Below are 12,471 nucleotides of genomic sequence, written 5' to 3'. Positions count from 1 at the left end.
AATTTGGCATCGAATCAAAGATAAACCCGTGACACCCGGGGTCTCTCAGTTCACTTAAGCCGACCAATGTCCAACACTCATGGCGGAAATTTCGTATTCTCGGCCTCAAGAGACCTCGACTCTGCTTCCACTTCAAGGACAAGCAAAGAGCCGAGACACACCACGAAGTGAAGGGAAGGCACCTAGGTGAACACCACCAGCTCGGTCGACGAGCCCAACCCGGTCGACCAGCTCGGCATCACTGCGGACCACGAAGTCATGGAGATCGGCTACGACACCGACGTCGACACCGACCTACGCGATGCCGTCATCAAGACCGTTGGCGAACTACACCCCGACGACACCACCGACCTCATGGACGCCGTCCTCCTATGGTGGCGCGACGACGATGGAGACCTCGTCGACGGCCTGCTGGACGCCCGCAGCAACCTCGACGACGACGGCACCGTGTGGCTCCTCACTCCCAAAGCCAACCGGGCCGGACACATCGACCCGGCCACCATCTCCGAGGCGGGACCACTCGCCGGCCTCAAAGCCACCAAAACCATCCCCATCGAACCCGATTGGCTCGGCATTCGCATGCGCCTGGGAAAAAACAGCTAACCCCGGCAACCACCGGCCACCGTCACCGCCGGGAGCCAATCCCGCCCACCGACCAGACCTAGAACCGCCTCGCCGAAACCCACGCACTGACGTAGCTTTGAACCCAGCTACACAACCGAGAGGAACACATACATGACGATCAGCGTCGGCCAAGCCGCACCGGAATTCACCCTCAAGGACCAGAACAACCAAGAGGTCAGCCTCCAAGACTTCGCAGGCGACAAAAACGTCCTGCTGGTGTTCTACCCGCTGGCCTTCACCGGAGTCTGCGAGGGAGAACTGTGCGGAGTCCGCGACGACCTCGACGAATACCAGACCGACGACGTCCAAGTCCTGACCGTCTCCGTAGACTCCCCATTCACCCACAAAGTCTGGGCAGAACGCGAAGGCTTCACCTTCCCCCTGCTCAGTGACTTCTGGCCCCACGGCGGAGTCGCCACCCAATACGGCGTCTTCGACGCGGACAAAGGAATCTCCAACCGCGGAACCTTCGTCATCGACAAGCAAGGCATCGTCCAGTTCGCCGAAATGAACCTCCCCGGCGAGCCGCGCGACCAGCAAGGATGGAAAAAAGCGCTGGCGGAACTCTCCGGAAAGTAACCTGCGCTACGTCGCCGGCTGGGGTCGCTGATGTCCGCTCATTAGGTCAGGTAACCTATTTGAGCCTGACGCGCCAACAGCCGGCGCCTCTGGTGAGGGCGCTTAGCTCAGCGGTAGAGCACTGCTCTTACAAAGCAGTGGTCACTGGTTCGATCCCAGTAGCGCCCACCAGCACAAATGCCCCCGGGAAAGTGACTCCCGGGGGCATTTGCAAGCCTAATTGATAGCCTGGCGAATCCGAACTTCTCAACACGCCGTCGAGGAAATCTTCACCGAACTCAGCGTCCAGAAGTTCGGCACCGTGTGTGATGACCGGTCACAGCTGAATACGGTGAACCTTTCGCAGCACGTTGGTAATTCGTGGCTAACGAGGTCTGCGATGTTTTTCTCCGCAGGAGCACTCTTCCCCTTTCACAGGATTGCGTTGTTCCCGTTGGGGCGCGTCTATCTCTGGTGCTGGGTATAGCGAGGGCTGTCCTCTTGCAAGGCCGGGGGCAGCTTTCACCGTGATGGGGCCTCTCGTTCAGCGCGGTCGCCCTCGGCGGTCTAGCCTCTGAACTTTTCTCTCAATGGCGCAGCCTCATGTGGCCCCTTCCAAGCGGTTAGTCCGCCTGGTCAGGCGCTTCAATAGCCGAGTGAGTGGGGCACAGTCAATCGTGGTGGCGGTCTTTCTGCGTGTCTCGTTCTGTCGAGATGTGGACGATGACGTCCAACCTGAAGTCATAGGGGTGGAACAGCTGCGACTAAGACGCATCTGCAATGACCACTCTGACTGGCTCGAAGTCTGCATACTTGCGGAGCAGGACAATGAGGACGCCAAGGGTCTAGGCGTCCCTGTCTAGGAACAAGTAGATACGCCTTTCGAACTCCGGCGCATTGCGCACGGTCGCCTGTAGCCACGCGTCTGGAAGTTCCACACCAGATTCATCGCCCCATGGGGAGGTCATGACCAGAATCTCTTGAGCTCCTCAAACACGGCGTTGTGACGCTCCAGTATGGGGGTGTACTCGCCTTCGTTTTCGGTATACCGCTCGGTTTCGGGCAGGTTGTGGAACCGGACCCAGAATTCGTTCTAGGCGAACTTGAGCCGCTCGGTTTCCCAGGGCCGATCCTTCGACCAGCGATGCTCCCACCGTTCGGCGAAGGCCCGATCCATCGGTCAGGTCTCCCTGCGGTCGAGCATCAACCGGTAGTCGGGCAGCCAGGCTGTCTCCAGGAAATCGTCGGCTTCGAGTCGCGCCAGCAGTTCCGCAGGGCCGGTGACCTTAGTACCCCAGAGGTCCCAGTCGGTGTACAGCAACCATGATCGATCCGCAGGCCAGATGTTCGACGGACTCGAGCTAAACGGCAGCAACCGAAGCGCTTCCAGATCGGCGAGACGGCCCTCAAATACCGTGAACTCCTCGGCAGTGATCGCATCGCACCAGTGCGCGTACACGACCGTCTCGGGGCCGGAGAACTCACACAGCACTGCGGCAAGGGCGCGGAAGGATTCCCAATCGAGGCTGCCTTCAGTGGGCGGCTGAATCGAGGCGGGCCACGAGCCATCACGCTTTACTGACGGGAACGAACGGAGCGAAGGAATGGGATAGAACGTGTCGTGGCCGAGCCTGACGATCGGGTCGCCGATACGTTCGGCGAGCTGGTGCCAACGTAGGCGCTTCCAGCCCGGTCCGGGGTGATCGGCCCAACCGAGCCCACCACCTGGCACCGTCAGTTCAGGGTGATCGCGTTCGTCGAAGTCGCCCAGGCGCCACGGCTCTACCTCTCCGGCGGCCAAACGGCGCCGATGTTGCTCGTCATGCGTCTCTTCGACAATCGGAGATTCTTGCTCGTACATCGCGTTGAGCACCCACAGTGCGGCCGTCCCGGGGCTGGGATCATACCCACACGCATGCCGGATCCCGTCTTCAAGCACCCACAGCATCACCATGCCATCGGCCCGAACCCACTTGGCAGACATAACGATCCCTTCGAACTCACACATATAGCGAATGGCCGAATCACGGTTGCGAGGATTCTACTGGTTGCGGTCTGAGCTCGGCTCGAGCCCTTCGCCGAGCCGAGCTCACCTATGCACTCGAGACTCGGTCAGAACCCCGACCTCGACGGGCCGGAATTCCGGCTCGTTATCCGAATCCTTCCCGGTGTCTCGATCCTGGAAATCCTTGACGATCCGGGCGACCTCCTCCAACTGAGTACCTACACGAGGTGAGGCGTTGACGAAAGCAGCGATGAGACTTGTCATCTCCAAGGAGCCTCCAGTAACAATCGGTAGAGCCAGTCCTGACCGTAGACCGCCGAGTCCCTCAGCTTCCGCATCGATGCACCAAATACCAGGCAGGCTATCCACGGACTGTCGAATCAGTCCCGTATCAACAACCGGTGAATGTTGCGGCGGCTGATGTCGAACTCGGCGGCGAGATGCAATTTGCAGACATCAGCACGAGCCGCCTCCACTAGTGGCTCGTATTCCTCAGGCGTGAGGTGGTCTGGATTGCTCGGGGTGGACCGTCGCGGCTGCCGTGTGCGCGTTGGGGCAATTGAGTTGTGGTGTGGGGTCCCTCATGGTGCGCCATGGCTACGACGAGGTCTCTGAGCCGGGCAATTGAGGCTTTAAACTGGAGTTTTGAGTTGTAATAAGAGACCGAAAGGTCCACCAGCACAAATGCCCCTCAACGGGAACCCGTTGAGGGGCATTTTCGTGTCGAAAGTCAGCAAGCTACTGAGCATCGACGACATTGCGATGGCCGATACTCACTGTGGTCGATACCCGGTGGGCTACAGCTAAGCAGCGCGTTGAGCGCCTGCCTCTAGCAAACAGCGGGCTTGACCCAACTGCACTCCAGATCGCCATCGATCTCAGAGGCCGGTGGTGAGTACTGCGGCATCGGCGCGCTGGCCTCCTCGGCGCTAAACGAGGCCAGCGCGATCACGATCTGATCCTCGATGTCCTTGACGCCTCCGGGCATGACGTACTTGTTCAATAGGATGCTGAAGACTAGGTCACGTCCGTCCGCATCGGTCACATAGCCGGACAGGCCACTGACGCCGTTGAGGCTCCCGGTCTTAGCCCGAGCGTTGCTCTCGGCCGGAGTGCCACACATACGACTACGCAGAGTTCCGCCGACCAGACGCTCTCCTTCGCAGGCGATGGGAAGAGAGTCGTACCAAGTCTCATACCAGTGGGCGTCTTTTGTGGCCGACAGCAGATCAATGAATTCATTGGCCGCTACTAGGTTCTGGCGGGACAGGCCCGATCCATCAGCTTGGCTGAGAACGCTGGTGTCGACCCCTTGGTCGGCGAGGAAATCGGCGATGGCTGCCAAGCCCGCGTTCCAGGTGCCAGCTCCGGAGACTTCATGACCGATGGTCTTGACGAGAGCTTCGGAGTGGCCATTGTTCGACAGCTTCATGAACGGGATCATGAGGTCCTCAAGAGTCATTGACTGGTGGGTCGCGACGGTGAGGGCATCCTCTGGCACTTCCTGGCCCAGTCGCACATCTCCGATGACTCTAACGCCTGCGTCCTTGAGCGCGTCGGCAAAGACCGCCGTGGCATAACCAGTTGGCTCCCATACCGTAGTCCAGGAGTTCCTGTTGTTCGCGTCAACGGGGATTGTGCCGCTGATGGCGATGGTGTTTGTGGCGTGCTTGCGGGTGATCTGCAGATTGTTTGCGCCGCCCGAGGCGACTGTTGTGGCCGTGTTGTCGATGGTGACGTAGTCAGTTTCGGGTTGGAGAGTCACCGTGGGTGCCTCGTCGGGGGAGTCCGAGGGGGTCACTGAGACAAAGACGGTACCAGCGTCATAGTCGGTATCTGGCGCGAGCGTCAGTGGCGAGATCTGCGCTTGGTAATAGAACTGCTCGTTGTCCCAAGGCCAGGAACGGCCCAGTCGTGTGTCGTCGAATCGAGTGTCGTCGGCGACTAGATCCCCGGTGACAGTCTTAATTCCCGTCGCGGCCACTTGTTGGGCCAAATCGACGTAGTCCTCTTGCAGCATGGTGGGGTCCCCGGTGCCACGCAGGTAGAGGTCACCGATTGCCGCGGAGCCTCGCACCTTCCCGTCGACGTGGACGTCGGTGTCGAACCGATAGTCCTCCCCGAGGATGTCGATGGCGGCGGCCGAGGTCAAGAGTTTGACATTGGATGCGGGCAACTGGCGGTCCTCGCCGTTGCGGTCGTAGATGACTTCGCCGGTCTCCGGGTCGGCCACTACGACACTGGCGTGGGAGCCAACCAAACGTGGATCTTCCAGAATGGAGTCAATGGTTTCTTCCAGGGCCTGGTTGGCCTCGTCGGCATGGGCAGAAGGCGAGAGCACCACAGCTGCGGTTGTCGCGGCGATCAAGGGCACCGGGAGGGTATAGATGAGGAAGCGTTTTCGCATGCGTCCGTCCTCTTGTTGAAGGAGATTTTTATGATGTAGGGGTTTGATGAAAAATTATGCCATGTTTGGGCATATTTCGTGACCCTGCTCACGTCAAAATTTTTGTTCCACCGCCCTGGAGCGCAGATCTCCACCCGGCGAGGCAGGGAAGGGGCAGCAGACATAAAGGTGTGGCCGGTGGAGCCTCTGCGGAAATGAGGAATGGTCCTCAACAGCGACGGGAATAAAGGGAAAGTCCTATCGGGGGGCCAAGATTGACCGCAAAGGAACCCGCATGACGAGGCTTATGCAAAAGGGCGGATTCAAGGCCGCAGGAGGCGAAGTTTACGCAGGTAAACGAGCCGAAGAGAACGAAGAAGGTGCCTTTTGCATAAGCCTCGACGTACTTTTTCCTATACGCGGTGGACCAAGGTCGGTATTAGCCTGAGATTTCGGCTCTGAGGTATAACCACATGGCTCGTGCTCTTTGAGGAAATAGTGGCACCTTTTGGCAACCAAAAAATGCTACTGACGACCATCTAACACATGCTGATGAGCTGGCCCCAGCTCTCCCTTCCCTGGCGCGGACAAGCCAGCTGTCCCGACACACCACCTGCGGCTTGATCGCCCCCACGTGGAGCTCGTCCCGCAACGTCACCTCAAGCCGATCCCCAACCCCGACCTCACAACACATCATCGATATTCCACCGCCTCGCCACACCCAATCAACGAACCAACCCCACCAAACACACACCAAAGCCAGTTCTGAGCACCGACGGCAGCGGCTTCCCAGTTCGCATCATGTGGTCTAGCGGCTGAGGTGGTCACTGAACTGGCTAGGTATGGGCCGGTGGAAGTGGTTGTGCGCCGCATAGCCGCGGAAAACGTGGAGTTCCTGCCCCCGCCACGGCTGCGCAGCTAAAACACCTGGTGGCATTTCATCCCCCCGAAGAGGGCCGGGCATGAACTCTGCGGCAAATGCCCATCGGCTTTCGCGGGTTCGGCGTATGGCTTCCTCTTGGGGCGGCACAGGGGATGTCTCGTCGGGGACTTCGGCGGTTACGTTAGCGCGTGGTACCAAGATCCGCGCGATGGCAATGGGCATCGGGCTCCCCGGTCAATAGGTCCTGGCTCGCAGCTACTTCGATGGTCTCACCATCTAAGGTGGCTCGCCTTAGGCATCGTTGCATGCGTGCCCGCGTCTTTTTAGGACGTTTCCGCACCTAGGACTCGCTGCCTGGCAGGCCCTCACTCTCCTGTCCACGCAAACAAATCAGTTGTCGCGGTTCCCCTGAGCTCGGAGGTGACGCTCGGGCGTTAGTCCCGGGCGAGGCGGGAGGTGAGTCCCAATAATTTCCCGCACCCAATGGTGGCAAACGATCATGCGCCTGGGGCGCCGGGACTGCCAGAGTCTTTCTTACGACCCCCGATCGCCTCAAGGTCTTAACTGCGGCGGTGACCCAATTCGAGATATCGAAGCAGGTAACCGCCGCGTGGAAGTAGCTCAACCTGCACGAGTTGTTTGCCATGGTCGTCCAGAAATCGGCCCCGACGCATAGCGCCTGGTCGAAAAACTGGACTCCTAGCTACAGCCCGCCGCAGTAAAACTCAGCACCATCACCTCGGAAAGGCGGTACCTACCGTGAAGAAGATCCTGAAGCTCCAGAAGATGCCCTCGGCCGCGACGCGTTCCTCGATCGACGCCATCAGCTGGAGCTCCTGCGACTCCGGCAGCTGCAACGGCCAGGTCATTCAGTAACAACCCCATTTTCCAAACATAGAAAGGCGGTACCTACCGTGAAGAAGATCCTGAACCTCCAAAAGATGCCCTCGGCTGCCACGCGTTCCTCGATCGACGCCATCAGCTGGAGCTCCTGCGACTCCGACAGCTGCAACAAGGCTGTCCAGTAAGCATTGGACTTAATTGAGGCGACGGGGGTCTCTTTCGAGTTCATGCCAGGAGGAGGCCACCGTCAATGTACGCCATGGAAACGCTCTACATCTACTGCCTGCAACATCCACGTTGGTTCGACTCCCTGTCGCGATACGTCCCAGGCGGGGATCACTTGGCGGTCTACCGAGACACGATGCCCCGGGATTGGGGCCTGCGTCGACGGGGCCTGTGGTTCATCGCCGACCCGCCCCAAGGGCGTCTCAAAGCCCAGGGGTGGAAACTGCACTTGTCGACCCGGACTGAAGACAGCGTCCGGATGCTACGCGAGGCTTTGCCCATCTTGCGTGACCACGGCGCACAATTTAAGTTCCTTCTCGATCCCAAAGCCGTCTCTATGGTGAACGGTAAAATCTGGCCGCGTGGCTCTAGCGGTAAGTTCTTCACGATCTACCCTGAGGATGATGACCAGTTCCGCAGCCTGGCACTGGAGCTGTCGACGAAGCTGAAATCTTTCCAAGGTCCCTATATCCTGTCGGATCGTCGGGTTGAGGGCTCCAGCGTCGTCCACTATCGATACGGCGGTTTCGCTGGCATTCCGCAGGTTCGCTCCGATGGCGCGGTCAACTTGATGATCGCCGCTCCTGACGGAACCCTGGTCCCCGACATCCGCCACCCGTACTGGAATGCCCCGGAGTGGGTTGACGTCGATCCGTTCGGAAAGCCCGCTGGCGACATTGTCGACGAAAACGACGCGGGGGAGGAAGAACTTCTAGGCGGCCGCTTCGATGTGGTTGAGGCATTGCAATTTTCCAACCGCGGCGGTGTTTACCGGGCGATTGATTCGCAGACGGGCCTCGAGGTTGTGATTAAGGAAGCCCGGCCTCACGTTCAGATCGGCTCCCCGGGAATGGCTCAAGAATGCATCGACGTGCTGCGCAAGGAACACCGATTGTTGGCCGAACTGTCTGACAGCCCCTACTTTGTGACGCCCGCGGCCATTTTCGATGAATGGGAGCACTGTTTCCTGGCTGAAGAATTTGTCTCGGGCAATCAGCTGAGTCAAATCTCCATTAGTTCAAATCCCCTGTACACCCAGGAGTTGACTCCAGAACACTTCTCGTCGTACTACACGCGGATGCTGGGAATGTTTGAGCAGTTCGCTGCGGCTTTGGAGGAAGCCCACGCCAAAGGAATCGTCTTTGGTGATCTCTCCTGGACCAACGTCTTGGTCGAAGAGGACACTGACAGGGTGAAGCTGATCGACCTGGACGCGGCCATTCAGATTGGCACCGATGCCCCACTCGGCGTCCACACCAAAGGAATCTCCAGCCCTGAAAACATGCGCACTGGCGTCCCCACCGCCCAGGGCGATCTCTACGCGTTGGGAGCCATGCTGTTTGGCTCAATCATGCTGCTGAACACCTACCTGGGCTATCGCCCCGAAGCCCTGCCAAGTTTTCTGCGTGAACTACAGTCCGACCTGGGCGTACCCGCAGATTTCGTCGAGTTGATCTCGGAGCTCACCGACACGAGCCAGCCCTTGCGGCTCGATGCGGGCCACGTCCGCACCCGGTTGGCCGCCATGTCGATCACCTCGGCGGAGAACTGGCCCGAGACGATTCCGTTGGCGCGGCCGGCCAGCGAGACTTTCGACCGAGACCGAGTCGAGCAGCTGCGCAAACGTACTAAGGAAACTGTCGAGGGTATCTCTAAGTACCTGCGGAACACCGCGACGACCGAACGTGACGACCGATTGTTCCCCGCGGATGTGGGAGTGTTCGAAACCAATCCGCTGGGTGTGGCGCATGGTGCGCTGGGCGTCATGCACGTGCTGCATCACGTCGACGGCGAGGTGTCTGACCAACTGCGCGGATGGGTGCTAGAGCGCACCATTAAACCGACTGGCACCCCGCCTGGTCTCTACCATGGGCTCGGTGGAATCTCCTGGGTGCTCTCCGAACTGGGCTACACCGATTACGCGAAGTCTTTGCTGACAGACATAGGCGACAACCCGCTACTGCACAACGATCACGATGTGATGCACGGAAGCGCCGGTGTGGGTATGGCGTGCCTTAAATTGTGGCATGAGGGTGGAGACGAGCACTTCCTCGATGTCGCTCGCTCCATTGGTGACCATTTGGCCAGCACGGCGCTCAAGGGCACTGTGGGCGCATACTGGGAGGCCACCGACGCCGAAGGAACTGTCAGCACCCCCTTGGGTTATGCCTATGGCTCATCCGGAGTAGCGATGTTTCTGCTCTACCTTTATGCGGCCGGGCAGGATGAGGCGCACCTGAAACTGGGCCGGGCCGCTTTGGACTTCGAGTTGTCTCATGCGGTGGAACTCAACGAGTTCATCACCACCTTCCGAGGCGACGCCGACCCCGACCGCGACGCGGTGTTCCGTGGCTATTGGGACCGGGGAACCGCAGGAGTCCTGACAGCGCTGGTGCGCTATGTGGCTGTCACCGGGGACCCTGAACTGGAGGCCTGGGTTGACCGTTTGCTCCCTGACATCTGCCGCAAGTACGCAGTCTTGCCACAACTGTTCCACGGTTTGGCCGGGGTGGGGAACGCGCTGTTGGACGTGGCCCAGTTCGCCGCCCGCCCCGAGGCCGTGGCCGAGGCCTGGCGTACCGCCGAGGGCATTTTGCTCTATGGGATCGACTGCCCTGAGGGCATCGCGTTTCCCGGCGAACAGGCGATGCGGGAGTCGGGCGATATCTCCACTGGCTCAGCGGGAGTGGCGCTCTTCTTGCATCGGCTCGCGAACTCGCAAGAGACCGTGGCCCCGAACTTGAACTTCATGCTGGACGAGATTCTTCCCCGCCGAGTTGACCGAACATGACAGATACGTCTACCTACCGCAGCAGGGTTGGTGCCCTGAGAGCCAATCGGGACTTCGGGAAACTCTGGATCGGTCAAGGCGTCGCCGAACTGGGCGGCAGCATCTCGATGCTGGCTATTCCCTTGTTGGCGATCGCGATGACCGGAAACGAAGTCATGGCGGGTCTCATGGGCACGGCGGGATTTGTCGCGATGTGGCTGGCGCACTTGCCCGCAGGCTATATCGCGGACATGTTCGACCGACGCAAGATCATGCTGTGGTGTCAGGGAACGCAGTCCTTTCTCTACGGCGGGTTCATCATCGCGCTGGTGACTGGTTATGCGTCGGTGTGGGCGCTCATGGCCGTCTACATGGCTGCCTGTGTGCTGGCGATAGTCTTCGGTGCCGCTCAGCGGCAGGCGATCCGCCAGATCGTCGACCGTGATCACATCCCCGAGGCGATCAGTATGTCCACGGCACGGGGATACGCCATCTCGATGGCGGGGCCCTCGATCGGCGGTGGCCTCTTCGCCGTGGCTAGATCCGCGCCGCTTATCGCCGATGTGGTTACGAACCTGATCTCGATGCTGTTCGTTTCTCGCATCAAGACATCACTCAAGCCGGAATCCAAACCGACGATAGGGCGCCTGCTGCCTGACATCGGGACCGGATGGAAGGTCCTGTGGACCAACACCTTTCTTAGGTCGAAGACGATCTACTCGGTGACAACCAACGTGGCGGTCTCGGCACTGATGTTCGTCCTCATCATCGACAACGCCTCCGATAGCGTGGTCTTGGGCGCGTCGTTGAGCGCCGCCGCAGGGGCCGGCCTCGTCGGCGCGCTTATCGCTCCTTTCCTGTACCGGCGCTTGGGGATGCGGACCCTTATCGTCGGTTCGGCTCTGGTACGTGGATCAGTACTGGTGGTGGCGGCTTGGTCGGGCAGCCCGATTTTGTTCGCCGCCGTCTTGGCGACAGTGATGCTTTTGGGGCCGACCGTCAACACCGCGCTGTCGGCGGCGACCCTCTTGGCTGTCCCGAAAGAGGTACTGGGCCGAGCTTCAAGTAGCTCTGCGTTTGTCTCCAGCGCGTTGCAACCTTTCGCGCCGCTATTGGCGGGATTGATGCTTTACTTCCTCTCCACCGCAGCCACACAGCTGGTCATTGCCGGGGCATTTGTCTTCGTGGCTTTGCTGGCGGCGACGTTGCCCGGCCTGGATGTCCGGCCGGGCTCGCAGCCGCGAGAGGCTAAGGCTTAGGAGCTAGCCGAAATCGCTCGTGCCCATGCCGGCGTCATGGGCACGAGCGATGGCTTCGGAACGGCTGGCGACGCCGAGCTTGGCGAGCAGGTGGGACAGATGGTTGCGGACAGTCTTTCTTGAAACCCCCAGTTGTTTGGCGATCTGGAAATTGTCCATGCCTGTAGCCACCAGCGCGAGTACTTCGTTCTCGCGTGGGGTGAGGTTGGGGAAGGACGCAGTTTCGGTTGACTGCTGGAGTCGGCTGGTGACCTGGGTGGCTAGGTGAGGGCTGAAGACCGCTGATCCGCCTGCGACGAGGTGGATCGCGGTGAGGATTTGCTCGGGTGAGGCGCACTTGTCGATGTATCCGATGGCTCCCCAACCGATGGCCTCTTGTACTCGGGCCCAGTCGGCTCCTGCGGAGAAGACAATGAGGTTGGTGTTTTCCGCGTAGAGCTTGCGCAAGAGCGATCCGCTGACTCCGCTGTGGTAGTCGAAGTCGACGACTGCGGCGTCGGCGGTGCGGCTTTTGCGTAGGGACGAGGTTAGGTCGCGTCCGGTGAAGCTTGATACCACTCTCAGCTGTTTTGAGGCGTTGACAAGCCATTCCAGCCCTGCGACGAACATTGGGTGGCCGGTAATGGAGACGGTGTGCGTAGGTGAGTGCGTTGCTGGAGGTTGTATGAAGGTATCCTCTTCGTTGAACAGTGGGGCAGTGAAAGCAGAGGGTGGGGTCATATGTGGCGTCATCCTTCAGGGCTCGATGGAGTGGCTATAGCATTCCGGGGTGCCATTGCCACGACGCGGATTCTCGTCGGGGTGGGTCCGACTTAGACACGCTAAGACCGTGATGAAGATCATGTCTATAGGCCCTAGTGACCGTCGCCTGTCAGATCAACGACATGTCGGAGTCTGAACCGGAGTAATCCTCATAAT

10 protein-coding genes, 1 tRNA gene and 1 pseudogene are annotated in these 12,471 nt (G+C 59.8%); 7 read left to right on the top strand and 5 right to left on the bottom strand.

Annotation, left to right across the window (positions count from 1 at the left end; all coding sequences use genetic code 11):
- The first annotated feature begins 186 nt into the window (after positions 1 to 186).
- The 3 genes from JQS30_RS10360 (at position 187) to JQS30_RS10350 (ending at position 1,374) form a co-directional block, all read left to right on the top strand.
- The gene (locus JQS30_RS10360) at positions 187 to 603 is read left to right on the top strand and encodes a DUF3052 family protein (RefSeq protein WP_246497857.1); all 417 of its coding nucleotides are present in this window, start codon (positions 187 to 189) and stop codon (positions 601 to 603) included.
- Between the two features lie 132 nt (positions 604 to 735).
- Complete coding sequence (locus JQS30_RS10355) at positions 736 to 1,203, top strand: peroxiredoxin (protein WP_213170209.1); 468 nt, start codon at positions 736 to 738, stop codon at positions 1,201 to 1,203.
- Positions 1,204 to 1,299: 96 nt separating this feature from the next.
- Positions 1,300 to 1,374: transfer RNA gene (locus tag JQS30_RS10350), tRNA-Val, on the top strand.
- A gap of 653 nt (positions 1,375 to 2,027) precedes the next feature.
- Here JQS30_RS10350 and JQS30_RS17550 read toward each other — a convergent pair.
- The 4 genes and pseudogenes from JQS30_RS17550 to dacB form a co-directional block, all read right to left on the bottom strand.
- A complete protein-coding gene (locus JQS30_RS17550) occupies positions 2,028 to 2,150 on the bottom strand; it encodes a hypothetical protein (protein WP_281398347.1) in 123 nt (40 codons plus the stop codon).
- Positions 2,147 to 2,260: pseudogene (locus tag JQS30_RS17855) on the bottom strand (DUF3885 domain-containing protein); the annotation flags it as partial. The pseudogene JQS30_RS17855 and the gene JQS30_RS17550, both read right to left, overlap by 4 nt.
- A 102-nt stretch (positions 2,261 to 2,362) precedes the next feature.
- The gene (locus JQS30_RS10345) at positions 2,363 to 3,166 is read right to left on the bottom strand and encodes a hypothetical protein (protein ID WP_213170208.1); all 804 of its coding nucleotides are present in this window, start codon (positions 3,164 to 3,166) and stop codon (positions 2,363 to 2,365) included.
- A gap of 850 nt (positions 3,167 to 4,016) precedes the next feature.
- On the bottom strand, positions 4,017 to 5,594 hold the full coding sequence (gene dacB / locus JQS30_RS10340) for a D-alanyl-D-alanine carboxypeptidase/D-alanyl-D-alanine endopeptidase (RefSeq protein ID WP_213170207.1): 1,578 nt from the start codon (positions 5,592 to 5,594) through the stop codon (positions 4,017 to 4,019).
- Positions 5,595 to 7,215: 1,621 nt separating this feature from the next.
- Here dacB and JQS30_RS10335 point away from each other — a divergent pair.
- From JQS30_RS10335 to JQS30_RS10320, 4 genes are all read left to right on the top strand, one after another.
- The gene (locus tag JQS30_RS10335) at positions 7,216 to 7,332 is read left to right on the top strand and encodes a class III lanthipeptide (protein ID WP_213170206.1); all 117 of its coding nucleotides are present in this window, start codon (positions 7,216 to 7,218) and stop codon (positions 7,330 to 7,332) included.
- Positions 7,333 to 7,370: 38 nt separating this feature from the next.
- Entirely contained in the window at positions 7,371 to 7,484 is a 114-nt protein-coding gene (locus tag JQS30_RS10330) for a class III lanthipeptide (protein ID WP_213170205.1), read from the top strand.
- 65 nt (positions 7,485 to 7,549) lie between these two features.
- Positions 7,550 to 10,315: a class III lanthionine synthetase LanKC gene (lanKC, locus tag JQS30_RS10325; protein WP_213170204.1), complete on the top strand. Its 2,766-nt coding sequence runs from the start codon at positions 7,550 to 7,552 to the stop codon at positions 10,313 to 10,315.
- Entirely contained in the window at positions 10,312 to 11,553 is a 1,242-nt protein-coding gene (locus JQS30_RS10320) for an MFS transporter (RefSeq protein ID WP_213170203.1), read from the top strand. Before lanKC ends, JQS30_RS10320 begins: the two co-directional genes overlap by 4 nt.
- A gap of 3 nt (positions 11,554 to 11,556) precedes the next feature.
- Here JQS30_RS10320 and JQS30_RS10315 read toward each other — a convergent pair whose 3' ends face one another.
- Positions 11,557 to 12,273, bottom strand: a complete 717-nt coding sequence (locus tag JQS30_RS10315) for a LuxR C-terminal-related transcriptional regulator (RefSeq protein ID WP_213170202.1) — start codon at positions 12,271 to 12,273, stop codon at positions 11,557 to 11,559.
- Positions 12,274 to 12,471 lie beyond the last annotated feature (198 nt).

The sequence above is a fragment of the Natronoglycomyces albus genome (assembly GCF_016925535.1).
GTDB lineage: Bacteria > Actinomycetota > Actinomycetes > Mycobacteriales > Micromonosporaceae > Natronoglycomyces > Natronoglycomyces albus.
This window is presented reverse-complemented; position numbering and strand designations above follow the sequence as displayed.